The 26646-nt window shown below is 33.8% G+C and carries 25 protein-coding genes; 12 read left to right on the forward strand and 13 right to left on the reverse strand.

Features of this window, described 5'->3' with window-relative positions:
- Positions 1-65: 65 nt before the first annotated feature.
- The 6 genes from NMY3_RS05935 to NMY3_RS05960 all read right to left on the reverse strand — a co-directional run bounded on the left by NMY3_RS05935 (position 66) and on the right by NMY3_RS05960 (position 6130).
- Positions 66-647 carry a hypothetical protein gene (locus NMY3_RS05935; protein WP_196817995.1) on the reverse strand — a complete coding sequence of 194 codons (582 nt, stop codon included), beginning with the start codon at positions 645-647 and terminating at the stop codon, positions 66-68.
- 672 nt (positions 648-1319) lie between these two features.
- Entirely contained in the window at positions 1320-2096 is a 777-nt protein-coding gene (locus tag NMY3_RS05940) for a DNA-methyltransferase (protein ID WP_231100356.1), read from the reverse strand.
- Positions 2097-2330: 234 nt separating this feature from the next.
- Positions 2331-3197, reverse strand: a complete 867-nt coding sequence (locus NMY3_RS05945; protein ID WP_196817997.1) for a hypothetical protein — start codon at positions 3195-3197, stop codon at positions 2331-2333.
- Between the two features lie 478 nt (positions 3198-3675).
- Positions 3676-4797: a hypothetical protein gene (locus NMY3_RS05950; RefSeq protein ID WP_196817998.1), complete on the reverse strand. Its 1122-nt coding sequence runs from the start codon at positions 4795-4797 to the stop codon at positions 3676-3678.
- Between the two features lie 487 nt (positions 4798-5284).
- A complete protein-coding gene (locus NMY3_RS05955; RefSeq protein WP_196817999.1) occupies positions 5285-5623 on the reverse strand; it encodes a hypothetical protein in 339 nt (112 codons plus the stop codon).
- A gap of 315 nt (positions 5624-5938) precedes the next feature.
- On the reverse strand, positions 5939-6130 hold the full coding sequence (locus NMY3_RS05960) for a hypothetical protein (protein WP_196818000.1): 192 nt from the start codon (positions 6128-6130) through the stop codon (positions 5939-5941).
- Between the two features lie 283 nt (positions 6131-6413).
- On the opposite strand from NMY3_RS05960, the gene NMY3_RS05965 reads away from it, so the two are divergent.
- A complete protein-coding gene (locus tag NMY3_RS05965; protein ID WP_196818001.1) occupies positions 6414-7199 on the forward strand; it encodes a hypothetical protein in 786 nt (261 codons plus the stop codon).
- Positions 7200-7532: 333 nt separating this feature from the next.
- On the opposite strand, the gene NMY3_RS05970 is transcribed toward NMY3_RS05965, so the two are convergent.
- A complete protein-coding gene (locus NMY3_RS05970) occupies positions 7533-8822 on the reverse strand; it encodes a tyrosine-type recombinase/integrase (RefSeq protein WP_196818002.1) in 1290 nt (429 codons plus the stop codon).
- A 110-nt stretch (positions 8823-8932) separates the two neighbouring features.
- Between NMY3_RS05970 and NMY3_RS05975 the strand changes: the two genes are divergently transcribed.
- The 4 genes from NMY3_RS05975 to NMY3_RS05990 all read left to right on the forward strand — a co-directional run bounded on the left by NMY3_RS05975 (position 8933) and on the right by NMY3_RS05990 (position 12113).
- Positions 8933-9919 carry a phosphosulfolactate synthase gene (locus NMY3_RS05975; RefSeq protein ID WP_196818003.1) on the forward strand — a complete coding sequence of 329 codons (987 nt, stop codon included), beginning with the start codon at positions 8933-8935 and terminating at the stop codon, positions 9917-9919.
- Between the two features lie 104 nt (positions 9920-10023).
- Entirely contained in the window at positions 10024-10404 is a 381-nt protein-coding gene (locus NMY3_RS05980; RefSeq protein WP_196818004.1) for a VOC family protein, read from the forward strand.
- Between the two features lie 23 nt (positions 10405-10427).
- Positions 10428-10895 carry an SRPBCC family protein gene (locus tag NMY3_RS05985; RefSeq protein WP_196818005.1) on the forward strand — a complete coding sequence of 156 codons (468 nt, stop codon included), beginning with the start codon at positions 10428-10430 and terminating at the stop codon, positions 10893-10895.
- A gap of 81 nt (positions 10896-10976) precedes the next feature.
- Positions 10977-12113, forward strand: coding sequence for a CAP domain-containing protein (locus NMY3_RS05990; RefSeq protein WP_196818006.1), 1137 nt, complete (start codon positions 10977-10979; stop codon positions 12111-12113).
- Positions 12114-12275: 162 nt separating this feature from the next.
- Here NMY3_RS05990 and NMY3_RS05995 read toward each other — a convergent pair whose 3' ends face one another.
- On the reverse strand, positions 12276-12554 hold the full coding sequence (locus NMY3_RS05995) for a hypothetical protein (protein WP_196818007.1): 279 nt from the start codon (positions 12552-12554) through the stop codon (positions 12276-12278).
- Positions 12555-12853: 299 nt separating this feature from the next.
- On the opposite strand from NMY3_RS05995, the gene NMY3_RS06000 reads away from it, so the two are divergent.
- Positions 12854-13555 carry a uracil-DNA glycosylase gene (locus tag NMY3_RS06000; protein WP_196818008.1) on the forward strand — a complete coding sequence of 234 codons (702 nt, stop codon included), beginning with the start codon at positions 12854-12856 and terminating at the stop codon, positions 13553-13555.
- A 263-nt stretch (positions 13556-13818) separates the two neighbouring features.
- On the opposite strand, the gene NMY3_RS06005 is transcribed toward NMY3_RS06000, so the two are convergent.
- A complete protein-coding gene (locus NMY3_RS06005; RefSeq protein ID WP_196818009.1) occupies positions 13819-14598 on the reverse strand; it encodes a sulfurtransferase in 780 nt (259 codons plus the stop codon).
- Positions 14599-14736: 138 nt separating this feature from the next.
- Here NMY3_RS06005 and NMY3_RS06010 point away from each other — a divergent pair, with 138 nt between their 5' ends.
- Positions 14737-17019, forward strand: a complete 2283-nt coding sequence (locus NMY3_RS06010) for a sensor histidine kinase (protein WP_196818010.1) — start codon at positions 14737-14739, stop codon at positions 17017-17019.
- 258 nt (positions 17020-17277) lie between these two features.
- Here NMY3_RS06010 and ahr read toward each other — a convergent pair whose 3' ends face one another.
- Positions 17278-18288, reverse strand: coding sequence for an NADPH-dependent aldehyde reductase Ahr (gene ahr, locus NMY3_RS06015; protein ID WP_196818011.1), 1011 nt, complete (start codon positions 18286-18288; stop codon positions 17278-17280).
- 199 nt (positions 18289-18487) lie between these two features.
- On the opposite strand from ahr, the gene NMY3_RS06020 reads away from it, so the two are divergent.
- On the forward strand, positions 18488-19153 hold the full coding sequence (locus NMY3_RS06020; protein WP_196818012.1) for a DJ-1/PfpI family protein: 666 nt from the start codon (positions 18488-18490) through the stop codon (positions 19151-19153).
- 261 nt (positions 19154-19414) lie between these two features.
- A complete protein-coding gene (gene htpX, locus NMY3_RS06025) occupies positions 19415-20311 on the forward strand; it encodes a zinc metalloprotease HtpX (RefSeq protein WP_231100357.1) in 897 nt (298 codons plus the stop codon).
- A gap of 230 nt (positions 20312-20541) precedes the next feature.
- On the opposite strand, the gene NMY3_RS06030 is transcribed toward htpX, so the two are convergent.
- Together NMY3_RS06030 and NMY3_RS06035 are read right to left on the reverse strand one after the other, a co-directional pair.
- Positions 20542-22776 (reverse strand): CDC48 family AAA ATPase, encoded by a 2235-nt coding sequence (locus tag NMY3_RS06030; protein WP_196818014.1) that lies wholly within the window; start codon positions 22774-22776, stop codon positions 20542-20544.
- A 500-nt stretch (positions 22777-23276) separates the two neighbouring features.
- Positions 23277-23465, reverse strand: a complete 189-nt coding sequence (locus tag NMY3_RS06035; RefSeq protein WP_196818015.1) for a hypothetical protein — start codon at positions 23463-23465, stop codon at positions 23277-23279.
- A gap of 28 nt (positions 23466-23493) precedes the next feature.
- On the opposite strand from NMY3_RS06035, the gene NMY3_RS06040 reads away from it, so the two are divergent.
- From NMY3_RS06040 to NMY3_RS06050, 3 genes are all read left to right on the forward strand, one after another.
- Positions 23494-23991 (forward strand): hypothetical protein, encoded by a 498-nt coding sequence (locus NMY3_RS06040; RefSeq protein ID WP_196818016.1) that lies wholly within the window; start codon positions 23494-23496, stop codon positions 23989-23991.
- A 189-nt stretch (positions 23992-24180) separates the two neighbouring features.
- Positions 24181-24426 carry a hypothetical protein gene (locus tag NMY3_RS06045; RefSeq protein ID WP_196818017.1) on the forward strand — a complete coding sequence of 82 codons (246 nt, stop codon included), beginning with the start codon at positions 24181-24183 and terminating at the stop codon, positions 24424-24426.
- 1234 nt (positions 24427-25660) lie between these two features.
- Positions 25661-26308: a ferredoxin gene (locus tag NMY3_RS06050; protein ID WP_196818018.1), complete on the forward strand. Its 648-nt coding sequence runs from the start codon at positions 25661-25663 to the stop codon at positions 26306-26308.
- A 94-nt stretch (positions 26309-26402) separates the two neighbouring features.
- Here the strand turns inward: NMY3_RS06050 and NMY3_RS06055 are convergent, their stop codons facing one another.
- Positions 26403-26570, reverse strand: coding sequence for a hypothetical protein (locus NMY3_RS06055; RefSeq protein ID WP_196818019.1), 168 nt, complete (start codon positions 26568-26570; stop codon positions 26403-26405).
- Positions 26571-26646: the final 76 nt, after the last annotated feature.

Below are 26646 nucleotides of genomic sequence, written 5' to 3' on the forward strand. Positions count from 1 at the left end.
AAAGTTAATTATATCCCTTTTTGCGTTACCCTCAATTGTAAACTGTTTATAGATATATTGAGTTCTTAATCACGCGGACCATGATAATCCTCTGGATATGCTTCTTTATTAATTGATTCTATAGGTTCTCCTGATGGTAAAGGACTGTCTTTGCTAACTTCATATTTTGACAAATAAGGGTGATCGATTCTTAAAATTACATTCATACCAACTTGATATATCTCAGATTTTGGTATATCAAACCTCTTATTATTTTCTCCAAAGACTACAATCTTTTCATTAGTTTCCTTCATTACATGTCCCACATGATCTTCGTTTTTTGCTCTAACTCCTTTATTGAAAAGGGAATTTGGGTATCTTCCTTCATAAGTTCCTAAATCTATCTGTCTGTCGTTTGACTCCCAAGGGTCTTTTCTTCCTGATGGTAATGGGCTGTCCCTAGATCTAGCATACTTTTGTAAATCAGAAAAATTTAATCCTATTAACACATTGCCTCCAACCTGTTGTATTTCCTCAATAGGGATATCATATCTTTCATTTCCTTTACCAAAGACAATAATTTTATCCGGAGTTTCTCTTACAACAAATCCCAAGTCAGAATTATCAAGCGATTTTACCCCTCTATTGAAATACTTACCAGATGTCATATATCACATTGGCAATTTCAGGTATTTATTATTGGAGGTTTATTATTTGCATTTTAAGTCATTAGCATGCAACAATATTTGTCTTCATTGCCAATTACACAAGTACAGCAACTATAATAGATAGAAACGATCATAAATGTTTCCAAAATTGCTTATATGAGAATATTGATGAATTAAGTGGGCTCTCCTATTTGACAATTCAATATGGTTAGTATGATCTCAATATTTGCCTCATTGATCTATATCCAATAATACTATCACCAAAATAGCGTGAGTAATAGACAAGGCTTGAAATAGGCTATATGAAATCGTCTATTATTTATCAATAAATAGTTACTAAATTATATGATAGGCTAGTGGGTTATTAATGCAGATATTGTGTGTCTAATTCTAAAAGTTTAACCACACCATTAGAATTGGCTAATGATTATGATATTGAAAACTCTAATGCATTCATCTCACTGTAGGGAGTAAACGTCTTTTGATATCAAAATTCCATAAAGAAATTCTAATGGACTAGAAAGAAAAAATAATTCAAATTGGCCGATAACACGGGACTAAAATCTTTGACATAAATTTAACAATATAATACCATATTCTCGGATTCTGAGGTACGGTTTAGTCAATGCTGGAAGCGAGCATCCAAGCCCGCTTACATATGACAAAGTTCTCTTAATTGATTGCAGAATTTAATCTTATCACGATTTCGTCTATATATCCTTTATCAATTTCAAATCCAATGAATGAAACTCCTAGTTTATTTGAGGCAATTGCGGTTGAACCGATACCTAGAAACGGATCCATTGCTACCAAATCTTGTTTTAGACCATGTAATCGTATACACATTTCTGGTAGTTTGACTGGAAAAGTTGAAGGATGAGGTCTTTCAGCTCTCTTTTGAATGGTTTTATATGGTATAAACCATGTATTGCCTCTGTCCCTTTTATCCCCTTTTGTTGATTTCCATCTTCTGATATTCGTCTTGTCCTGATAAGGAATTCTAACTGGTAATTTATCTAATGCTGTATTTCCTTCCTTCGTAAAATGAAAAATATACTCATGACAGTCGTTTAAGAAGCGGTTGCTTACTACGGGTTTGAAATGTCCAACGGCAATATCATCTATTACATTTTGATAATTTCCGACATCCTGTTTGTTGATGGCTATTGACTTTACCCAATGTATGACATTTTGTAAAGTGAAATCTTCTCTAATGGTATTAGCCACATCCCAGGCCAACCATTGATCTTTGGGTCTATTACCTATGTTCAAGAAAAACGAACCATCATTTTTTAAAACTCGTTTTATTTCAGTTCCGACCATTTTTATCCAATCCAAGTATTCTTTTCTGGGAAGTGTATCTTTATAGGAATTGTAATTTAATCCGATGTTATAAGGAGGCGAGGTAACAACTACGTCTATTGTATCGTCTTTTATAAAATCCTTCATTCCTGTTAAGCAATCTTTTAGATATAATTTGAGATAAGAACTCCGAGTCCCTTTTATGATTCCAAAGGGCAAATAAGATAATGGTTTTTCCATTGCCAATAGTAATTATATCCATTTTGCTTAGTTATAGCTTTTTGCAAACAAGGTTGAATCCAGGAATTGCAAAATGAAACATATTTATGAAATCCATGGAAAATTAATTTGAGTTGATTTTGACCCGGTTGTGACCAAATTTTAATTACTATCCGATAAATCATATTCAAAAATAGCCTTAAGTTTTTTTATAGATTCATAATATCCTTTGGTATCGAGATAACTACTGGAATCATTTAATTGCTTTGACATTTCTTCCATTATTGAATCATCAACGTTGGCTTGCAACTTACCCTCTGATTGGTTGATACGTTCGGCATTAGAGATTTTGTCCTTATTTATAAGGCCTTCCAAACCCGATACTTTGATTGAATCTTTAGGTTTGATGGTGGGTTCATTTTGTGACCTATCTTCTACAATATTTTCAAGCGCCCTTGAGGGCCGATTTGATTCTTTTGACATAACAAACATCGAATCAACCTTGTCTTGGTCATAATAATCTGACAAATTAGTAACAAACGGTAAATCTCTTATTAATAGTGTAATAGTCTTTGTCATTGAATGAATTTCTCTTAAGGGCTGTATTTTTACTGAATCTTCTGAGCTGGGGTTCATTATGACATTCCAGAGTTCCTTTTTTGATAATTCCAGTTCATCGATGACTTTTCTGTATAACCCAATGTAAATATGATGGTTTTTTGCCATCTTGTAAAACCATGCCTTGTCCTCTAATTCCTCGGATTTCTTTAGATACTCTATTCCGGTTCTTTCAATCCAGATCTTCGTCTTTGAGGCAATATAGCATTGAATGTGATTTACCAAGGTAACTCCTCTCAATATGGCTTCCTTGTAACATAACCTTGTCCATTCTTTTTCAGTGTTTTTTAGAAATCTAATTGATTTAACTCTCTTTGATATTACTATATTCTCCTCAAACAAAGAGCCATATTCTTCATTTATATGAGCATTAATTTTATTTGAAAAATCTGAATTCGTGTTTATATACAAGTCGTAATGGCATAAAGCTTTTTCTCTTTTGTTTTATATTTTCATTTGTTTATGCCTATTTTCAAATGTTCGTAAAATTGTGATCGAGTAAAACAGATTCCGATCTTATAGGCAATTTGCAATATTGTTATTGATTCGTATAGAACATTATTAAAGGGATATTCAATTTAGTTCTGAAGTCCTTCAGAACTAAACTCCTAGCCATTTTAATAATGTTATATAAGAATGTTCCAAGAAATAAGTAAGGTTTGTTTGACCCTACTAGTAGCAAGAATGATCTTAATATATACATGAAAGAAGGATTTCACTTGATCCTAAATTCTAATAGTAAAATCTACTTGGTGGATATTTTATTATCGGCTCTAAATTCGTCAATGAAAGTCTATCTGTTGATAGTAGTTTCTTATAGGTGGTTGTCCTGTCTTCAAATTAGGAATTATTTCTTAAATTAGTGGAGTCGCCGTTCAGTATAATTAACTTATCGTCTAATGCTTTGCATATTAATTCCAGTCACACCTTGTTCTGTTTGCACTTTATTCCTCGATTCTTCACCATTTCCATTTCTGTCCGAATAATTATATTCAATGTCTTTAAAACTTGGATACGGTTGTTTGAAAGACAATCTGTTTTCTATTCTCAAACATTTTCCTTTGTATGGCAAGCGTTTTTGATAAATCTGATAAAGCTGGTTTAGATGTTTTACTTTCAAATATCCTCCGGGAAATTTAAAGGAAATTCCGCCACCTTTTTTGACAGGTATTTTTTCTGCTACTGCTATTTCCAAATCCTTAATCGGTATGTCATACGCACCGTCTATCTGCATGACTTTCCACTCCATAGGGTCGGCCGATAGTGATTTCTCACCTCCAATGTTTCTGCAAAAATGTTCAAGAATCTGGCCACATGTAATATAAAAATCCATCAGGCCATCATGGGTAAACAAATTGAACGGATGTCTGGACGATCTTATTGTCATTATCATCCTTCCGTTGGGGTACAGAGATAATAGAACCCCTCTATATCTTGTTAGGGTATAATTTGATACCTTGGCTTTATTTTTCTGAGATGGGATACTCCATTCAAAATATTGATAATCATCCTTATAGTTTAGTTCTGTGGCGATCACTATATGGTGGAATTCAATAAATTTATGGTCTAGCATTTCGCCGACTGCATCCATGTAAAATGTGGCTACCTTTAAAATCTCATTGACGTTTATAGCTCCTACTGAAGGTTTCACATCATAGGACACCTCGTCTTCCGTTTCAAAGTCTTGCATGTTAGAAAGAGCGTATCTTATTGCGTGACCTTTTCTTCTCGGGTGAGTGACAACAAGATCCCTTCCCTTTGCCCTCATAATCAATTTCTTTTTATTTTCATACCTAAGCCCAAGAATTACGATATCCTTAATCGTAGGATATTTTCTCGCCAGATTGAATTCTCCAATCTTCTCTAACACCAATCTAATATTCCCAGTTATTTTCTTGCCACTTATGGTTTCCAATTCGTCAACCAACGCTCTAGCTTCCTCGGTTGAGTGGGATTCATCATCTAGTGATGACTTGCCTTTCAGGTAAGCCAATAATCTTTTATTTATCAAATTATAGAAAATCCACCCCTATGACCTTTGAGATGGACGATTTCCCATTACTCGTGAATGATGTGTTGCCTAACGATTCTATAGATGGAAATGTTATGCTGGAAGTCGAGCACATTCCTTCATATTTTCTATCCATTCTAATGAATACGTGACTACCTGATGGAATGTTTGTTATATTTTTGTTATTTATCCAAATCAACAATTGTTCACGGTCTATCTGTAACGGATAATTAATCGGGACACATTTAATTTTGGTTAAGATAAGAAAATGAATGGATGAACTCTTATCCTCATTAGTTGTTTTAGTGAAGTCATGTTTTATATCGAAACATTTTTTACTTTTATTCGCCTCCCGTAGATCAACGAATGGATAGGTAATGAATAGAAACTTCTTGCGTCTTCCTGATTGATAATTTAGACTTTTCATCCCTGTGTCAAGTGTTTTATTAGTAAAAATTGCCATCCCAAAAATGTAACATAATAACGGTCATGTAACTATGCAAACTCCCTTGTCTGATAAATCGCTATAGACTTTTTCGGTTAAATCGAGACACATTATTGCATCCATTACAATTTGTATAATCTTCACTCTACCACAAATCGGAAATTTTAATAATCGCATAAGCAGATCCCAATTGTCTTTAAAAATTATGACGTCTATAACTATCTCTTTATCATTAATCTCTATTAGGGAACGATTTAATACTAACTTGCCTTCGTCATTTAATTTCATACAATGAATAGAAAAGTAATCATATAAATCACATAGAGTGTCATAACTTTCTTCAGCGGTTTGAGAATTTTTCCTTACAGTATGGGAATTCATAAACTATTACTCCACTTCATCATATTCATCTTCGAATTCTCGTTTCGATTAATCCAATTTGTTGGTAAAAACTTTACTTCTTCTTGTATCTTGAAAAGAAATCTAAATATGAGAATATTTTGCCATTTCCACGATTTTTTATCTGTTACTTTTTCTTTCTTACGAGTAGGCATTTCATTTGTATTTTTTTTGCAATAGCAATAGGATAAAGATTCTGAATTTGACTTTAGATCAATCTTTTTGTTGTGTGGTCCGATACACTCGGTACTGTTTTGAACATGTTTATATGGTTTTATAAAATTCTTAATGATCATTTTATTCATCAAAACCCAAATCTAGATTAAGTAAATCATTACTACAATCGTCACAAAACCATCCTGATTTGTTTATGTATAAGATTCTTAAGCGTCTTTTTGCGATTTTATTACAATGAAGGCCATAGCATTTTTTATGTACCTGACTATCATTAATTGGCATACCGTCAGGTCTATTTTGGATGTCGTTCATCTTGAATATCTCACCTGATAGTCATTGTCTGTTGATCCTTAGACTCGAAACTTTGATCAACAGACATCATATTTTCATTATTCAATATGTGTTTCCGCCTTGAATGCTTTCTCCAACAATCTTATAATAAAACGAGATCTTGGAACATCTCCTCTATCACTATCAATTTTTCTCAACAATTCACTTGGAATTGTAAAGGAAATATTTTTAATCATTTATAAAATATTTATAATGGGGTGGATATAACTATTTATGTGATTAAATATAATAAAAATAACATATTATGTTTAAAAAGCCGTTTAGAAGTAAATTATATAAACATAGTTGGTTAGAAGTTGCAGAAGAAGACACAAACACGTCCCAAACTTGGGGGCGTATAAAAGATAGCTTGAAAGAAGACCTAGCCGATATGGTCTTACTATATAAAAAACTTCCAAAAGAAAAAAGGGATCAACTTTATACACAAGAAAATTTTAGAGATGTTCTCAACCTTTTACTAGAACATGAAAAATGTGACGACTCCATAAAATTGGGTATTGCAGCTTTTCTTGTAGAAAAATCTCTTGACTTTTTCAAAATAGAATTCTTAAAACAGCATCACAACACAATAGAAATAGCGAATGCCATTAATGATCCGCTTGATAAAGCCAAAGCAATTTGCAAGGATATTGTTTACATGCAAAAAATGAAAAATATTAAACCCGAGTTTCCTAAGGAAGATCTCAGATATTTGGCTAGTTGGAATGAACTGGCGGTAAGAGAGAAAGGAGAACTAGAGAATTTCCTTGCGACGGTGATGGATCTTGTACCCGAGAAGATCGATCTCCATTATTCTTCTATTAGCAATAGTTTCCATGGAGATTTTCAAGAGTTTTATTATAAAAATAAGTTTTACATTCATTTGGAGCTGAACAGTGCAAAAGACAAGGCCATACTAACAGTGACTCATGAAGGAGGGTTTAAAGAAAGTATACAATTTACTGTAAAATCACGTGAATATGATTACTTACTTTATTATGGAAAATCAGAAATTGAAAAGATGAAATCCAAGGGAATAAAATTCGACTAAAGATTTTGTGATACTATCGTAACAATTATCAAAAGATATTCAAATATTATTGAATTTATTTGATACCTATCTTGGAAGTTAATTGCTGAAAATTTATCTTACATATCATTTCTGGTTAGTTCGGGTGTCAGATGACGGGCCAATCAAGTATCCTATGATAAATATACAAAATATAATCTTAATGGTTTGAAACATCGATGATATAATATCCCAACTGTAAAGAACTTTACTATGTGTAATGGCGCATCGAAAACTTGGGTAAAATAAACCATGATAAACGGATAAAATAAAATAAATTTGAATTTTGATTCAATACTTATTCTATTATATACATTAGCTCAATTTTTGTAGTTCTATTTTATCGAGTAACTGTTGAAATTTGTATTCCATTTCGCTTGTCAAAGTTGATATTTTTTCGGCATATTTTTTTTCTAGTTCACTAATCTTGCTCTCTTCATGCTGTTTGATTTCATCATATGCGGACGGATTCAGAGGATAACTGCATTTAGAACAATATTTGTTTTCTATCTGATTAACGATTTCACAGCGAGGACAAACCATAATTGTTGGTTTTGGTTTCAACTCGTTGCCTATAATAATACCGTTTTGCTCTAGTATTTTGTTTCGAAGTTCATCACCCATTCTATTCTTAATATATCTTCTTCCTTGTTGTGAATTCATAGACCACCTGACCTTTTTCTTCAATGCATACTCAGGTAAATAGTCGGAGTCGGCCGTTATTGCTGAATGTCTTATACAGTAAGGGTTCCATTTTTTAGTATTTAGAAAATATTCAAGTCTTTCTTTTTCTCTTTCATCCGTTATAGAACCACTTTCCACTAATCTCTTTATTCTGTCTCTTAAATGGATCATGATATCGTATATATATCCTGTAAGTATTGGTGAACCGTCCCTTAGATTGCATACGAGCCTAGCGTCACTATTATTTCTGTCTGGATGTTCATTAAGCCAGTCACGTAAATAGGGAAGTGAAAATGTAAGCAGTATTGGACCACTTCCCGTCTTTGCTGTAAAAGGTATCTCCCCCTCTCCGTATTTTTCCTTTAACCTCACGTGTTTTATTTTTAAAAGAGTGATTTCATGAGGTCGGGCATCAAGATCCCATAATAAGGCTATAATTGCTTTATTTCTTCTAGAAATTTCATATTTAATTACTGCTTGTAATTCATCTCTCTCCCAAATGTCATTACCTGTATAAGGACTAGTTCTTTTTGATTGTTTTTTCTTTATCTTTATAAAATCTGGTGTAATCCAGTATTCCTGTCCTTTACCTTCTTTCTCACAGTTATAGAACCACCTATAAAAAGTTCTAAGTTTCAATAAATAGTCGTTCCATGTTGTTAAATATTTTTTCTCTAGATCATAATTCTTAATCTTTGTATTTAGATAATTTATGATTTCCTGTGTTTGCTTTACATCCATGATATTCGTATTCTCTAAATGTTTTGCATAATAATAAAGAGCCTTCAAGTAGGCTATCTGGCTATTTATTGAATTACCTTTTTCAATTAGATAATGATGATAATTTATAATAATCTCAGAATTTTGTTTGTTTGATAAAGTATTAACATTTTCAACAACTTTTTTTAGAGTTATTCCCATTGGATTATCTTCTATACGATTACTATGTACGGTATAATTAAAGATTATGCAATATACCGCCATAAAGCATAAAGGTATAGTTCAATATACCTCTTTTCCTATTGATCCTAATGCTCGACCATCTATCTACCAAAAGGATTGATTGGCAGAAACCGAGGAAGGAAGGAATTACATATATCGTAGATAAATTCCAAGGATTTGATAGTGCAAATTTCAAGATAATTTCTCCGCTAATAGACATTGTAAAAATTTATGGTCCACTGCCCCTCTTGATTTCAAACGATCAACTTATGGACCGGATAAATTTCTACCATGAACATGACATATTGGTTTCCGTTGGAAGTACATTAACAGAATATGCGTTGTTAGAAAAATCATTTGATAAATACATTGAAGATGCCTCAAAGCTTGGGTTTGACATTATCGAAATAGGTGAAAATAATATTGAATTATCCTTAGAAAAAAAGAAACAGATTGCAGCCAAATTAAAGTCTAAAGACTTGGTAGCACTATGGAAAGTAGGAAAGAAAGATCCAAGAAGGCAACTTTCGTTTGATCAATTAATTACTAAAATTAATGAGGCAATAGAAGTAGGTTCAGAAAAAATTCTCCTTGAAGGTAATCTGGGATATGCTGTAGGCATATACGACGAAAGAGGAAATATTAAATGGAATATAGTTGGTGCGGTGACCTCGAAAATATCTCCAAATAAGATCATATTTGAAACTCCTTTGGAAATTCAACAGTCAGCAATGATTGCTGAATTTGGTCAAAGAGTAAATCTTGGTGAGACAAATTTAGAGAACGTAATATCCATTGAATCGCAAAGAAAGGGATTCTTATCCAGAGCGAGTTATGGAATTTCCAGCATGAAAAAAATAGCCAAAGGTAGTCCAGCTACAAAGTTTATTTATTATATCATTCGCACTAGAAATTCTATGGAACAGAGCGAATTAATTAATATTACTAATTTACCTCGTAGAACCGTTCAAACAGGGTTGGAGGAACTAAAAGACCAAGGACTAATAGTTGAAAAGACTAATCTAGATGACATAAGAAAGAAGATATATCATATAGTAAAAGATGAATGGCTATAAAATTAGAACAATCAATCTCATACACATCTCTGTAGCCAACTTCCTATTAAGTGCTCCATGAAACCTTAAAAGGAAAGCGGGATGAATGTGAATTAATTAGATAAATGGCGATAACTGGAATTGCTTCAACATCCATATTTGTAAAAGATCAGCAGGAATCTTTGACTTTTTGGGTCGAAAAGATAGGCTTTGATGTTATATGTGATATCGAATTGGAATCAAACTTTAGATGGGTGGAAATTGCCCCAAGGTCATCGAATTCCTCGATCAATCTGTATCCAAAATCTCTAATTTCTAAAAAAGATCTTAAACCAATGCCAGTGATATTTTTTAGGACTGATGATATCTATAGTACATTTAACAATCTAAAAGCAAAAGGTGTTACTTTTTCTCGCAATCCTTTAAAGTCTATTCTAGGAATTCATGCGATGTTTAAAGATGTCGATGGAAATGAATTTCTAATTCTAGAAAAGCATAAAAATTGACTTATCCGGTAATACATTGAAAAATGAAATTTTTTGAACAATCATTCAAGGTCAATTGCAGTATAGATAAAGTTTGGAAGTTTTATACTGATATTAAGCATTTAGAAATAATTACGCCACCTGATCTGAAATTACAAATTATTGAAACCTCCAATAAACAAATTGTAGAAGGGCTCAGAATGACCATATCTGGGAGGTTAGTTCTTTATAACAGCAAATGGAATTCAACAATATCTTTGGTTGATATAACCAAACACATGTATATAGATGAAATGTTACACGGACCATTCAAAAAATGGAAACATATACACCTATTTTCAGATATTGGAAAAAATCAATCAGTTGTTACAGACAAGATTGAATTCGAATTACCTTTTTTCTTTTTAGGAAAATTAATGGAAGGATATGTAGAAAGTAATTTAAAGAAAATTTTTGAATTTAGGAAAATTCAAACTGTGAACATATTATCGAAAAAATCTGCTGGCGAGTAGCCTTATTTCCAATTAGAATATGTAAATAGACAACTAGTGAATATGTTCGAAATAGTGAAAAAATTAGGAAGATTTTACTGTATGAATAATACAAAAAATAAAAATATTATTTTCTATGAAAATTCTTTGTATATGCCTCGTAAATACCAACCCTTGTTAGTTGGTTCCTTTTTGATTTTTTCTTTATTTATTGCTAATGTGTCTTTATCACATGCATCAAATCCCATTTCTATGATTAATCCTAAGGATTCCTCCAATACAATGCAAGAGTTAAAGAATTTTGCTTTATCCAAGATAAATGAGGATCGTGTAAAGCATGGACTTTCGCCATTATTACAAAGTAATAATACAGCTGCTCAAATTCACGCAAATGAATTATTACAAACAAAAACTATTTCTCACCTGACCATGGATGGATTTAAGCCATACATGCTATATTCTTTGTATAACGGTACTGGCTATGTTCAGCAAAACATAGGTCAAATAAGTTATGTAATTTCAAACGAAGGCCAAAATTACTCCAAAGCATCTGATTTATGTTATGATTTCAAGCGGTTTTACTGTCCAGTCATTGATCAATACAAAGCAATTAATGATTTGGAATACTCAATGATGAATAATGATGAGGTTTGTTGCAATAACGGACACAAGAACAATATTTTAAACAAATTTCATACCCACGTGAGCATTGGGATCGCATTTAATAAATATTATTTTGTCATGGTACAGAATTTTGAAAATCACTATCTAAGCTCCGATCTTAAAATCCTAAAAAACAATGAAGACATAATATTGGAAGCTAAAATCAATGATCAAAATAAGTTTAATTTTGTCATAAATCATGTCTCGTTTTTCTTAGATGAGTTCCCGACTAAACTGAATTATGAAAAAAATAGAGACAAGAATAGTTACGATTTTGGAGATCTTAAATTAATGATATCTAAGCCCTTACCATCAGATTTGCAATATATTCAGGAAAAAAAAGATGATTCCTACAAGATAATAGAAGCAAAAAAGTGGGACTTGAGTAAGAATAATATTGACTTGGAATTCCAACTTCCAGATACTTTAAACACAAAAAACAAAATCTTGACTATGGTAGTTTATGCCCAGACTCTTGATGATAACCAAAATGATAACCAAAATGATATCCAAAACAAAAACTTTATTAATCCAGAATATGTTCCTATAACATCGTACACTTTTTTTAACTACTAGAACTTAAAAAAAAGTTTTGGAATCCGACAACCGATATACTGTACGTCTTATTCCAATTCTCACCTTCGTTCTCAAAGGATATTGAACCTTATACTTTGAATCTAGGTGTGATTTTTGATAGATGGTCTAGATTCAAAGATACTATTTTATTATCTTTGGTAATTAAGATTTGCCAAACTTGTGTATAGACAAAATCCCAGATAATAATCCTGTAAGTCTAAGCAAAACAACTTGATCGAATATTTCTTTAGTAAGATCTTGTAACTTTTCATCCTCGTGTACATTAAAGTCTTTTTCATAGCTTCGTTCTATCCATTGAAGTACTTTCTTATCTAAATCATCTACTTCCTTATCTCCAATCGTCGAAATTACATTGCCTTCAATCAACTGTCTTACAAATTCAGTAACTGTCCAGTATTGGAATTCAATTAGTGGGTGCATACTAGGTATAATAAATTTCGATATTTAACACTTCTGTTTTATGTTTTGATTCTTAATTTAATTTACAATTGGAAATAAAAAAAATCCAATTTGAAATTCGGATCCAAATTACAAAATCCTTTATGAAATTTTCATCCTATTACCAAATTTGTCAATAAATAATCTGTGTCAATGTCGGTTGATTTTATTGTTCCGGTTTTAATAAGATGCGTTGGCATCATAATTGTAGATACTTTAGAAATAGAAACTATGCTCAGATCATAAATAAAGAACTATATTTAATATTAAATCTTACTAAAATGAAAAAAGGAAAGGCGGCGGATGAATATTATTTGTCGTTAGATAAAGTTAATGAACAAATCACTTCATGCAGCCAGTGTCCTCGTCTCCTACAACACATTCGTAAGGTTAGGGACAATAGGCCGCAAAGATATAGCGACCAAACATATTGGGCAAGACCTGTACCGTCCTTCGGTGATCCTAAAGCGAGATTATTGATAATTGGTTTAGCACCGGCAGCACATGGTGGTAATAGAACAGGAAGAATGTTTACAGGAGATAGCTCCGGGGAATGGTTGATGAAAGCAATGTATGAAACTGGTTTTGCTAATAGCCCAAACAGTGTATCTATTGATGACGGGCTGCTCCTGTCTGACGCATACGTTACCTCTATAGTCAAGTGCGCGCCTCCAATGAATAAACCCATTAATTCTGAAATTTCTAATTGTTCATCATTTTTAAGAAGCGAGTTAGATCTGTTAAAAAGTAGTGTGGTCGTAGTCATAACTTTAGGCAAAATGGCTTTTGATACCTTTTGCAAATTGAGTGAAGTAAAGGGATTGTTCTTTAAACACAATAGTGTTTACCAACTAGATTCTACAAAGACTTTGATCGTTTCGTATCATCCAAGCAGGAGAAATACCAATACTGGGACCTTAACGTGGCCCATGTGGATTCAAATATTTGAAAAGGCAAAATCGATTATCGAGACCAAGGCATAGGGACACTTCTAATAGTTAAGAACATATAAATCAATTATTGACCTGTTGATGATTTAACTCGAAAATAAATACATATCCACATAAATCTTTGAAAGCTACAAGAAGACAAAAAAATGATGAGTTCGAGTCAATAATAGATTCTTAAATCACTTATTTATTAATCCGTCATGATATTTTTCAAGTCGTTATTTACTTGGTTACCTCTATGAGTTTCAAAAAGCCCAGTAATTATCAAGAACCTGTATCGAATCTAATGATAGTTTTTATCCTAAAGGATATTTACGCTTAGCCCAATCTATGATAGATCCATCATACAGCCTTACATTAACAAAACCTGCTTGTTTTAGTTGCAAATAGGTATGTGCGGCTCGAATTCCAGAGTGACAGTAGCAGACTATTTGTTTGTCCCGGGTAATACCTAATTTTTCAAAATCTTGTTTTAACACTTCAACATCCTTGATCATTTTTCCCATGTCTCCTATGCCCTCTTCATAATTGTGTAGGATTGATCCAGGAATTCTTGCATGTAGATGCTCTTGAGGGGTGCGAGCATCTATAATTGTAGTTTCAGGCTTGTCTTTCTCTTGATAAATGAATTGTGCATCAGCTCTCTCAGTTGTTCTAACATGCGCAACAAATCCTCTGTCTGGTTTTGTCGCTGCATTCTTAGTTTCAAAATCTTTTGTAACGGGGTATCCACTTTGTAACCAGTTTTCAAAACCAATGTCTAGGATCTTTACATTGCTGTGACCAAAATAAATGAGTGTCCAAACTATTCTTGCAAGTGAAGGGTCTGGGTATTCACCATATACTATAACTACTTTGGTGTCATCAATACCCATGCTAGTAAATATTTGTTCAGCCACTTGGGGTGCAATTACCAAATAAGACCCATTTTCATCTGTTGATATCACCTTTTCCACACCCAATGGCATAGCATTCTTAATATGGCTGAATCTAAAGGGCATAATTCCCCTGGAATCAATTATTATCACATTTTCATCGTCTAGATGTGAAGCCAACCAATTGGCATCAATTATCATATTCATTTATAAAAAATCATGTATATTTGGCTAATCGTGTTATATTTCTTTAGTGCTTAATTTCTAAAATACTGGTATGATTTTTATGAGCTGTACAAATAGGTTTTATATGCGTTCTTACTAATTTTTCGTATAACCATGGCTTCAGGTAAATATGATGAAAAATCATTACCTCATCATGGTCTTCATCTGCATAAGAATACGCAGTTATTATATGGAGCTGAAAAAGCGGTAGGAAAAGGCGTAGAATTTATGAAAAATGTTAGACATAAGATGGATATTACATTTGATCAGAGAGCTCCTTCAATAGTAATTGAAATCCCCCAATACTATAATGGCTACGATGATATTCTAAAAAGGGGAGGAAAAATTAGATGTATCACCGTAATTACAAAAGAAAATCTGCAATATTGCGAGAAACTCGTGAAAACTGTTACTGAATTAAGACATTTGGATGGTCTTAAAGGGGGAATAGCTATTAATGAAACTGAGTATATGGCTACTACAGTCCTTCAAGAAGCACAGCCATTGACCGAAGTAATCTACAGCAATGTAGACGAAGTTGTAGCTCAGGGGCAATTTATTTTTGATACTTTATGGAAAAATGCTACACCTGCACAAAAGAAGATCAAAGAATTAAAAGAAGGGATCAAATCCTATGAAACAAGATTAATCACCGAATCTAGTGATTATTTGATAGAAACTGAGTTTGAGCGAGTGGTACGGAATTCTTCTGAAATTGATGTTTGTACATCTATTGACGGTTTAAGGATTAACAAGAATCATCTTATAGAATCCATAACGAATGCATTAACAAATGAGCGGATAAATACTCATAAACGAATAAGAATCCTTGTTGAGATAACTAGGGATAATCTAGAGATAGTTAAAGAATTACTAGATTTAGGAATACAAATTCGACATATCAAGGATATATCTTCTATTGACTACACTGTCACTAATTCGGATCTTATTATAGCCGTTAAAAGAACAGAAAAAAACGCTCCTAGCGACAGTATACTGTACAGTAATGATCCATCATATTTAGATCATTTCGCAAATGTTTTTGAAGAGCTGTGGAAGAGTGGCAAGGATCCAGAAAGAGTCATAAAATCATTAGAAGAGGAGACTGAATTATCGTTTATAGAAACCATCGATGATCCTGAGGAGTCAGTGAAATTAGTTCGTACTTTGATATCATCCGCTAAATATGAAATTTTGGCTATACTTCCTAATTTTAATTCATTTTTAAGACAAGTCGAATCGGGAATGATGGAGTTTATGAAATATGTCTCTCTATCAAAAAAGAATGTAAATATCAGAATCCTTATCGTAGAGGAAACTGATAATGAAATACAACACCAGATTTTGACAATATTTGACAAATTTAATGGGAAGATTCCTAGTAGTTCTAACTCTGATGAGATCCCACTGGAATTTAAATTCAAAGGTATAGAAAATTTCAAATTGAAAATTCTAAACAGCAAGTTATTTAGTGAGATAGGATTCTTAATTGTTGATAAGAATAAATCTTTGATAATCGAATCAAAGAACATTCCTTCGATTGATATGATCGAGTCTATTGGACTTTCATCCTATTCGAATAGTCGCCGGATTTCTAAATCATATGCATCCATATTTGAAGCTCTCTGGAATCAAGCTGAACTATACGATAAATTAAAGTTACAGGACAGACTACAAAAAGAATTTATTAATATTGCTGCACATGAACTTAGAAATCCGGTGCAATCATTGTTAGGATATTCTGATATCTTGATCAATACCACAGGAAATATCGAAAACTATAGCAAGTTTATAGTAACTATAAATCAGAGTACAAAGAGGCTTGCAAGGTTAATTGATAAAGTATTGAATGTTACCCAATTAGAAAATGAATTGTTGATACTAAATAAAGAATATTTTAGTTTAGAGAAACTTGTAGAAGAAATTGTAAGAGAATACAATAATAATATACATCTTTTAAATAAAAATCAATTAGAAATCCGGTACGAGCCCAGACCCATTGATTGCAATCATACTAATTCTGAAAACAGGAGAAATTTTGGACATGTATTTGCGGATAGAACACGAATAATTCAGGTTATTGCGAACATCTTAGAAAATGCGGTTGAATTTACAGATAGGGGGACAATTACTCTGCGATTAAATGAGAACAGGTCGACCCATGAGATTCTATTAACCATTAGTGATTCAGGGCGCGGGATAGATCCTGAAATTTTACCTAATTTATTCACCAAGTTCGTATCAAAATCACGCAAAGGAACCGGATTGGGTTTGTACATTTCTAAAAAAATAATCGAGACACATGAGGGAAAGATATGGGCTGAAAATTGTTACGATGGAAATAACAAGATTGAAGGATCAAAGTTTACGCTTACTTTACCATCAACAGACAATTAATAACTTCATAATTTACATTATTATCAAGAAATTATGGTTAACATACAAGCAAATAATCTGTTCCTATTGAATTTTGCTTAAGCCAATTCATGGAAATTTCGCCTAAGACTCAGATGAATTATAACAAATTGTAGGACTTCCTGTTTCGCATACATTATTATTTTAATAAATTGACTATAATGTATTAGAGTGGGTTAAACTTTGATTGGAATAGAATAACAATACCGAAGATAAAAATGAGATTTGTTCCCCCATTGACTAGGCAAGATCATTCCTTAGAACTATACGATATCTTGCTTTTCCCGCATCTAGATGCTCAAGGGCTTCATTAACTTTAGACAATGGATATTCCTCAACAAGTGGCCCTATCTGATGTCGTGTGCAAAATTCGAGCATACTCAAGATAACCGCAGGGCCCCCCGTAGGAGAAGCTCCTATCGATCTTTCATGAGAAATCAATGGAGACATCGTAGCCTTTACCTGGGGGACGGCTCCAACTATATGCAATTTTCCTCCTGGGGCAAGAGTATTGATATAGGCGTCCCAATTTAATTCAACATTTGCAGTTACAAGAATCATCTTAAATTTATTTGCCAATGAATTTAAATTATCAACATTATTTGAATTTATGAAATGATGTGCCCCAAAATTCCTAGCTTCTTGCTCTTTTTTAGGATTAGTAGAGAAAGCCGTAACTTCACATCCCCATGCATTGAGAAAAAGGAGCGCCATATGACCAAGCCCTCCTATTCCTACCACAGCAACGTGATCTGTAGCCTTGATCCCATTTTGAACTATGGGGTTAAATACTGTGATACCGCCACAAAAGAGTGGACCTGCTGTTTTGATATCTAGGTTATCTGGGAGTGGAAAAGCCCATAAGGCTTGACAGCGAACCTTGTTTCCAAATCCGCCATGTCTACCCACAATTACATCTTCTCCAATTAAACATCGGTTATGATAACCACTCAAACATTGTTCACATGTCTGACATGAACGAGATCTCCATCCGACTCCAACTCGTTGACCTTTTTTTAGATGAGTTACCATTTTTCCAACGGCTGAAATTTTTCCAACGATTTCATGTCCTGGGACAAATGGATATTTTGTGATCCCCCATTCATTCTTGAGCATGTGTAAATCGCTATGACAGATCCCACAATATTCAATATCTATATCGACTTCATCAGGTTTGAGTGGTCCTAGCTCATATTCAAAAGGCTTTAATTTTGATCCCGATCTAGTTGCAGCAAAGGCTTGGACTTTCATGGTACTAGTCCGTATGTATTGTATAAATAAATAATCATTTGTCTGGTTGAAACCGATCCTATATCATTAAGAATACAAAATTCTAGCAATTGCTTGGCATAATAGTATATGCCAGGCTAAATAGAACTTCATGTCCTAGATTATTTTTAATAATCATGTGTCTAAAATCTGTTAATTCATTGAAATCTTTAATTCTATAATGAAAAATAAAGGTGACATTATAATATATTTAGATATGTTATCTACAACGGAAAAAAAAATTTCTGACATAAAGACTGTAGGGATTTTGATATTTGACGACGTAGAGGTTTTAGATGTTGCTGGTCCATTTGAAGTTTTTTCGATGACGCGTCTTGATGAAAACAAAAGATATGAAACCTCATCACCATTTCGAGTTGTGCTGTTATCGGAATCAAAAACACCTGTCATAGCAATAGGAGGATTAAAACTAACTCCAGATTTTACTTTTGATGATTGTCCAAAATTAGATTTATTCGTCATACCGGGTGGATGGGGTACAAGAAGAGAAGTAAATAACCTTGTATTGCTCCAAAAGATATCAAAACTATCTACAATATCCACATTGACCGCATCAGTATGTACGGGATCGAGTCTAATTGGAAAAGCGGGACTTTTGGACGGAAAAAAAGCTACTACTCATTGGAGAACATTTAATTTTCTACGTGACTCTGCACCAAAGGCACAAATACAAACAGATGTGATTTTTACAATCGATGGAACTATATTTACTTCTGCAGGGGTTGCTTCAGGCATAAGGTTATCTTTATACCTTGTAAGTCATTTTTTTGGGACACAGGTTGGCAAAGAGACTGCACGTTTCCTTGAATTTCCATATCCAGAGTAATCTAGAGAGATAAGGGTTATTAACAACTTCCTAACATCGCCAAGGAGAATCCTAGGTTTTCTAGAGAAGAACTACACATATCAAGATCAGTTTATCAACAATCACAAGCTAGTTTGTTATTTTGAGTTATATGAAGGGTTTTCATTTAACTACAAAGTACTAGAATTTCAAACACTGTATTTTTTCATTTTCTAGTGGGGTGAACAACGGAATAAAAAATATCATGATTAAATAGCAAATCATCCAAATATGGATAAGAAAATGGAGAGTTCTTGGAGGAAAAGGGATACTGGTATAACGATAAGAATAATTATTTGCTTAAGTATATTGGCCTTTTTGTACATTATTTTTATCACAGTTTTGGCGTATTTTGGCCTGGGCTTTTTTCCAATAATGATAATTTCGGCAGTTTTTATTTTGGGCCAGTGGTTTTTTGCAGATAGAATAGTTTTATGGAGTACTGGAGCTAAAATAGTTACCAAGGAACAATATGGAAGCTTGCACTCTATTGTGGAAAATATAACATCAAATAATAATATGTCCAAGCCCAAGATTGCTGTGGTGAACAACCGAATTCCAAATGCGTTTGCTACAGGCAAAGGTCGTCGCAGTTCTGTTGTTGCTGTTACTACTGGATTGTTAGAAATATTAGATCAAGATGAATTAGAAGGAGTTTTAGCGCACGAATTAACACACATAAAAAATCGGGATGTAATGGTAATAACACTCGCTAGTTTGTTTTCAACCATAGCATGGCAAATGATGCAATTCGGATTTTTTGGAGGAATATATGGTGCCGGAAGGGATCGAAATAATGGAAGCTCTATCGTAATCATAATTGTTGTTTCATTAGTAACTTGGATAGTAAGTTTTCTGATAATCAGGGCCATCTCTCGATACAGAGAATATTCTGCTGATAGGGGAGCTGCCCAAATGACCCGAAAGCCTGCCAGCTTGGCTAATGCATTATTGAAAATTAGTGGAACTATGCATAAAGTGCCATCAAAGGAGTTAAAACACATAGAAGGCTACAATGCATTTTTCATAATCCCTGCAATTTCAGGTGACACTCTTACGCAACTCTTTTCAACTCATCCACCGATCGAAAAGAGAGTTCAGAAATTGCTAGATATGGAGTCATCCATGCGCCGATATTAATACTCATAAAAGTACATATTACAACAATTAGGGTCTCGAATTTGAACTAGTTCTTAATAAATTCATATGACTCTGTTGTTAGTCATGGGAATTGAACTCAGAATGACTGTAATCAAGGAACGATTAGTAATCATTGTTACCTTTGTTTTCCGACTAAGATTAGAGTTTATTCAGCCTGGCAATATCGGTACTACAAATAAGGATAGTGTTCCTTTATAAAATCCTGTGGACTATAACTCCACTTTTCCAAATTTGTTTGCCACGTTCTTATACATGTCTACTTCCTGCTTTGATAATGGTCTTATTTTTTTCATGGCATCATCGAAATGCTTCATATTTATTTTTAAATCCTTTGCTTGTTTCTCCGCCTCCTTGGAATCTGGATATTTGGTTATATGTTCTCTTAATGCCAACATGACTGCTGCAGATGATAATGAGGCTATATCAGCGCCTGTATATCCATCCGTTTTATCAGCTAAATCTTCAATATTGAAATCTTCACCTAACGGCTTCTTTTTTGTATGAATCTTGATAATTTGAATTCTTGATTCCCGATCAGGTGGTGGTACGTAAAGTATTCTATCAAATCTCCCTGGCCTCAATAATGCTGGGTCTATTATGTCAGGTCTATTGGTAGCTCCAATTACTACTACGTTCGTTAGTATTTCGAGGCCATCCATCTCGGTCAGAAATTGACTGATTACCCTTTCAGTTACATGGGAATCTCCATGATCTCCGCCTCTAGTTGGAGCTATAGCATCCAGTTCATCAAAGAAAATTATACATGGAGCAGCTTGTCTAGCTTTCCTGAATATCTCTCTTACTCCTTTTTCTGATTCTCCTACCCACTTGCTAAGCAATTCTGGCCCCTTAATACTTATGAAATTTGCTTCACTTTCATTTGCTGCTGCCTTTGCCATTAATGTTTTACCTGTGCCTGGTGGACCGTATAACAAAATTCCTTTTGGAGGGGTAGCATCAGCATAGGTAAAAATTCCCAAATATTTTAGTGGCCATTCAACAGCTTCCTGAAGCTCTTGTTTTATGGGGGATAGTCCACCTATGTCCTCCCATTTTATGTCCGGTACTTCTACAAACACTTCTCTCATGGCTGAGGGTTCTGTTTCCTTAATTACATCCATAAAATCCTGCATTCTAACTATAATCTTTCTTAAAGTATCAATGGGTATGCTTTCGCTGGAGAGATTTATATCGGGTAGAACTCTACGCAGGGCGCGGATGGCTGCCTCCCTAGCAAGTGCCTGCAAATCAGCTCCCACAAAACCATGAGAAATATCAGCTAGCCTTTGTAAATCAACATCCTTATCTAGAGGCATTCCTCTTGTGTGTATTTGTAATACCTCCAACCGCCCATCCCTGTTGGGAACTCCAATTTCGATTTCCCTATCAAAACGGCCTGGTCTTCTTAACGCAGGATCAATGGCATCTACTCGATTTGTAGCAGCTATTACCACTACTTTCCCTCTTGATTTCATCCCATCCATTAAAGATAACAGTTGAGCCACAATCCTTCTTTCAACTTCACCGGTAACTTCCTCCCGTTTTGGCGCTATTGAGTCAATTTCGTCTATAAATATTATAGAAGGTGCATTCTTTTCCGCCTCTTGAAATACATTACGAAGTCTTTCTTCAGATTCACCATGATACTTGCTCATTATTTCTGGTCCTCCAATTGTAAAGAAATTGGAATTTGTTTCGTTTGCTACGGCTTTTGCCAATAATGTTTTCCCTGTTCCAGGTGGACCGTGTAATAGCACTCCCTTTGGTGCTTCTACACCTAATCTCTTAAACAATTCTGGATGTCTTAGAGGGAGCTCTATCATTTCTCTAACCCTCGCTACTGCATCTCCCAATCCACCTATATCCTCATATGTAATTGATGCAGCCGTACCCTCTTGGGAAATCTGAACTGCTTTTGAAGACTCTTCCGAAACCACTATCTCAGTCGTATCATTAATTATGACTGGACCTGATGGGTGGGTAGAGATTACAACCAAATCTATTCTTCTACCCATTACACTTATGGGGACTGTATCGCCTTTAGTCATCAAAGTTCCATTTAGATATTCAGTGAGATATTCTTCTGCACCCATTATTCGCAGGGGTTCAGTAGGAGCAAATGTTATATCTTTTGCTATTTTTGATTCTACAACTTTGATTTCAACTAAGTCATTAATACCGACATCCAACCTATTTCGGATAAACCCGTCCATACGGATCAAACCTTTGCCTCTGTCACTCTCTTTTGCTGGCCAACTTAGAACGGTAGTCTTCCTACCAATTGATGATAATTCTAACGCATCACCGCTAACAATATTTAATGCTTCGGCAATATCGGGATCTACGCGGGCTATTTTTCGTCCAACATCTCGTTGTTCTGCTTCAGCTACCTTTAGGGTAGCGGTCTTGGATGACTTATTTATATCGTCAGCTTTAGAAGCCATGGTTTTGTAAAAACATAGTGCGATTTAAACGTAATTTTAGTACATTGTTGATATCTTGTCATCGGATCTTGGATATCCTGTATTGTGTGGATTGAAAACGATGACATATTGCCACTTGTTCTACCTACGAAGGTTACTCATCTTCACAGAAAACCAAAGATTTGACAAGTAAATTTTGTCTTAGCTCTAATATCCTTTTTATTTGAGGGTTTTGGGTCTGTGCAGTCTCCAAAGGTAATCTTAATTGACTGTCCCTATCCTTTTGCCTCGTTTAGCGGGACGTTCTAACATATTATACCTATTAGTATTGCAATTTTTATCTCATCTGAATATATATCATGGCAATACTTGTACATGTTGAAAAAGGTAATCCATGGCCCTTCGGATTTTGGTTGTTATATTTACAATCCACCTCTCCTAATGTCAGAATTCGAGAAATTTGCGTGTTTGTATTATGAGCATGAATTTTTAAAGCCTTTACGATCGAAAAGGTGAGAACCTCAAATTAGTGTTTTTACAAAATTAGTTTCTTTTACTTCGATCTTAAAGTAAAGGTGAAATGCCTCATTGAGATGCTCCATCATTAGGTATGGAAAAGAATAAGTGATAGCTGTCTTTAGGTAACTTGTATTGTTCACAAAAATCGTTATACTTCCTTTATTCTTGTTTTTTATCTCTTTTCTTTTCATTTTTCCGGTAGTCTTAGGACAAACAAATGTGACAAAAACCACCTTTCAAGATCCGAGTACAGGGATTACTTTTCAGTATCCATCAGATTGGAAAGTAACAAGTAAAGAATACGCTGATGCGATGCTTGGAAATGACGGTGGCATGGATAATGGGTTGAATCAAGATCCTAAACTTGTTGAACCTATAGTTTTACTACTTCCAGAATCTCTAGATGGATCTTCATTCCTGATATTGTCAGAATTACTTCCTTTCCCTGTACCTATTGAAAAGTATACCGATTTAACGAGAAATTCATTGCTCACGGATTCTACAATCAAATTGTCAGATAACCTTCCGATTTCACTTGGTAATATGAGCGGGTTAAAATATAATGTTACTTCTACAAGCGATCCGTACTTACAAACACAAATTTTGTTTGTTAATGATTCCAATGCGTTTGTTGTAGGCTATACAGTTGGGGAAACTGAAAAGTCGCAAAATATCATGGATATTAACTCTATGATTGATTCTTTAAGAATTGACTGACAATATACGCTCTACTTCTTTGTTCATCTTAGGAAATTATTTATAGAGAATTGATTCATATTGCATAATTGCCTTCCATACTTAGAATCAAACATCATTTCGTTTCATCATTTCAAAAATATTCGGACAAGGATTCTTTTATGTCGATATGTAATTTATTCTATCGTTGACGTTTTCTGAGATATAAACATGCAAAAAATTTTGATAATGGCTGATGAACCGATAAGGACCAAATTAGAAGAAAAATTAAGACGTCGGTTTGATGTGGAATCTGTTTCACCTCCTTTAGATGGCATATGCGAAATCAAAGTGCGCCTTCGTGGAAGCTGGATCACACTCTGTAGATTTTCACCAAATGAAAACTTTCACGATATAATAACGATGTTTAACGTAAATCATGATCTAAAATCTCGAACAACAAAACCGGTGTCGTAGAAACAAAGACGACTCTTGTTCTTATATCTTATTTTTCGTTGTTATATTATCCAATCCTTTTACTTACATATATGATAATGTCGTCTCATCTTTTCGAAAACTGATTAAAGCGATTTAAAAAGCTAGATCCACCTAACTCAGGATTCAATATGATACTCTTGTAATAAATAATACACAAAAATATGTCCGCACCTACTAGTTATAAGTCCCCATCATCGATCCTAATGATCTTACAGTATTTACAATAGTATTCATTCTTTTTAATCATATCCATTTTTCTATTGCAGCGGTTACATCTTGACATTTGTTCCTTTATAACTCGACGCTGAATCCTCTTCAAAACAAAGGGGATGACAAAACCTATCATTACACGCCCTACTACGCGTGATAATACGCCCCTTCTGGGCCTGCCAGAGTTTCCGTATTTTGCCATACTTCGATTTCACGTATATATGAGTAATTGGTATTGAATAATCTTTTGTTTCAGGGAGATTAAGAATTAGATTGAATATTATATGAACTTGTTTAATATTGCCTCTTAATCTATTCGTAATCCAATCTTGATAATGACACCTGTATTTACAACCTAAATTGTAGAATATCCAATCTGAATTATTCGTTCATAACATGGAGAAATAAATAGTCCTTCGCAAAGAAATATGAAGATAGACTTTCACAAAGCGCGTTTAAGCATGTTCGTGGCAATTGTAGCCTGCTCCTTGGCGCAGATCTCATATTTTTCAAAATCTGTTTCCAATACTGCGATATCTCATTGCTTACAATGACATACTCAGGACCAAGAAAATTGAATTTGTCTGCCTACGAAAGAAATTAGATACGATGGGTATCAAATGGCAAATTCTAAAACAAAGGTCGCACATATAGGATTTAAGCCTAAAACAATTCCTTCACTTTTATTCTATGAAAAATTCTAACCCACTATCTTAATTTCTGTGGTTGGCTGTTATAGCAGTTTAATGCTCCTGGTCAATAATGATGAATTGATTGTAATCAGAAAAATCAGATAAATTATTGTTACCATGTTATAGGAAAGAACATATCACGATCGATAGTTGTTTGCTATCTTCATGAATAAGACTACATCGATTCTATCCCAATGTTCCTTTCTATGTCAAATTCTCATCTAACCTGTTGATAATAGTGACTAGAATCTGCAAAAACAATCAAGTATGTATATATAAAATTGAAAAGATATATTACTTAGAAAAACTGGTTGGAGGGTGCTAATTATTACGAGGTCCTGGAGATATCAAGATATGCCAATCAGCGGGAGATAAAAAGTGCGTTTAGACGACTTGCAAGGAGATACCATCCCGACAGGAATTCAACAGTATCTGATGATATAATGAAGAATATTAATATCGCATTTGAAATTCTATCCGATCCAGGAAAAAGGCAACAATATGATGAATCTCTTGTTGGAGAGATTCAGAGAAAATTGGCCCGTTCTGACCAAAATCGTGAAGGTAACTCATCTTCTAATCAAGATAATTGGGAAGTCTATACTGTTTCAGATGACTTGAACAGTGAGACTGAAAGCTACCATAATAAAGTCGACACAAATTTTGAAAATAGATTAAATCCTGAAAATGAAGATGCATCGGTAGAAAAAGATAATACTTTCTTAGAAAGTAGATATCGCATAATTGTCGAGCCATCACTCTGCTTAGCATTCGGTAGTTGTGAAACGCTCGCTCCCAAGGTTTTTGTAGTTGAGAAGAACAGACGAATAAATCCAAAAGCAATAGTAATTTCAGAAACAGCCGAAGATTTCGAAACTATACTTGATGCAGCCAAAACTTGTCCTACTAAAGCAATTTTTATCATTGATAAGTATACAGGAGAACGTATTTTTCCATAGATTCTAATAGATAAACATCTAGATAATTGAAATGACTATTCTTTTGTCAGCGGTTTTGTAAGGAGAAATGACAATCTGTTTCAGCAAGTCTAATTTATACAAGAAAATTGATTTCAAACCAAAGAGCAACTACTGGTGGTGATTTGATTTGGTATTTGTTATCCATCGGATAATTTGTCTTCGTAGCTCCCATGGAATGTTGTTTTTCTTGCAAGTTTCCTTTAATTTGATTTTGGTAGACCTCCAAGTTAATTAACACCATTATATTCTACTAACAATAATCAATGAGACTTAATTTGTTCTAATTTCTGCTGCGAATAGACGTCATAAAATTATTT

It is taken from the genome of Candidatus Nitrosocosmicus oleophilus, from assembly GCF_000802205.1.
GTDB lineage: Archaea > Thermoproteota > Nitrososphaeria > Nitrososphaerales > Nitrososphaeraceae > Nitrosocosmicus > Nitrosocosmicus oleophilus.

Coding starts and splice junctions, on each gene's coding strand:
- NMY3_RS05960 (WP_196818000.1), bottom strand. CDS start 6,130: ATGAACGACATCCAAAATAGACCTGACGGTATGCCAATTAATGATAGT.
- NMY3_RS05940 (WP_231100356.1), bottom strand. CDS start 2,096: ATGAAGGATTTTATAAAAGACGATACAATAGACGTAGTTGTTACCTCG.
- NMY3_RS05975 (WP_196818003.1), top strand. CDS start 8,933: ATGCTCGACCATCTATCTACCAAAAGGATTGATTGGCAGAAACCGAGG.
- NMY3_RS06055 (WP_196818019.1), bottom strand. CDS start 26,570: ATGGTGTTAATTAACTTGGAGGTCTACCAAAATCAAATTAAAGGAAAC.
- NMY3_RS05990 (WP_196818006.1), top strand. CDS start 10,977: ATGAATAATACAAAAAATAAAAATATTATTTTCTATGAAAATTCTTTG.
- NMY3_RS06020 (WP_196818012.1), top strand. CDS start 18,488: ATGAAAAATAAAGGTGACATTATAATATATTTAGATATGTTATCTACA.
- NMY3_RS06005 (WP_196818009.1), bottom strand. CDS start 14,598: ATGATAATTGATGCCAATTGGTTGGCTTCACATCTAGACGATGAAAAT.
- NMY3_RS05995 (WP_196818007.1), bottom strand. CDS start 12,554: ATGCACCCACTAATTGAATTCCAATACTGGACAGTTACTGAATTTGTA.
- NMY3_RS05965 (WP_196818001.1), top strand. CDS start 6,414: ATGTTTAAAAAGCCGTTTAGAAGTAAATTATATAAACATAGTTGGTTA.
- NMY3_RS06010 (WP_196818010.1), top strand. CDS start 14,737: ATGGCTTCAGGTAAATATGATGAAAAATCATTACCTCATCATGGTCTT.
- NMY3_RS06000 (WP_196818008.1), top strand. CDS start 12,854: ATGAAAAAAGGAAAGGCGGCGGATGAATATTATTTGTCGTTAGATAAA.
- NMY3_RS06045 (WP_196818017.1), top strand. CDS start 24,181: ATGCAAAAAATTTTGATAATGGCTGATGAACCGATAAGGACCAAATTA.
- htpX (WP_231100357.1), top strand. CDS start 19,415: ATGGAGAGTTCTTGGAGGAAAAGGGATACTGGTATAACGATAAGAATA.
- NMY3_RS05955 (WP_196817999.1), bottom strand. CDS start 5,623: ATGAATTCCCATACTGTAAGGAAAAATTCTCAAACCGCTGAAGAAAGT.
- NMY3_RS06030 (WP_196818014.1), bottom strand. CDS start 22,776: ATGGCTTCTAAAGCTGACGATATAAATAAGTCATCCAAGACCGCTACC.
- NMY3_RS05935 (WP_196817995.1), bottom strand. CDS start 647: ATGACATCTGGTAAGTATTTCAATAGAGGGGTAAAATCGCTTGATAAT.
- NMY3_RS05985 (WP_196818005.1), top strand. CDS start 10,428: ATGAAATTTTTTGAACAATCATTCAAGGTCAATTGCAGTATAGATAAA.
- NMY3_RS05970 (WP_196818002.1), bottom strand. CDS start 8,822: ATGGGAATAACTCTAAAAAAAGTTGTTGAAAATGTTAATACTTTATCA.
- NMY3_RS06035 (WP_196818015.1), bottom strand. CDS start 23,465: ATGAAAAGAAAAGAGATAAAAAACAAGAATAAAGGAAGTATAACGATT.
- ahr (WP_196818011.1), bottom strand. CDS start 18,288: ATGAAAGTCCAAGCCTTTGCTGCAACTAGATCGGGATCAAAATTAAAG.
- NMY3_RS05980 (WP_196818004.1), top strand. CDS start 10,024: ATGGCGATAACTGGAATTGCTTCAACATCCATATTTGTAAAAGATCAG.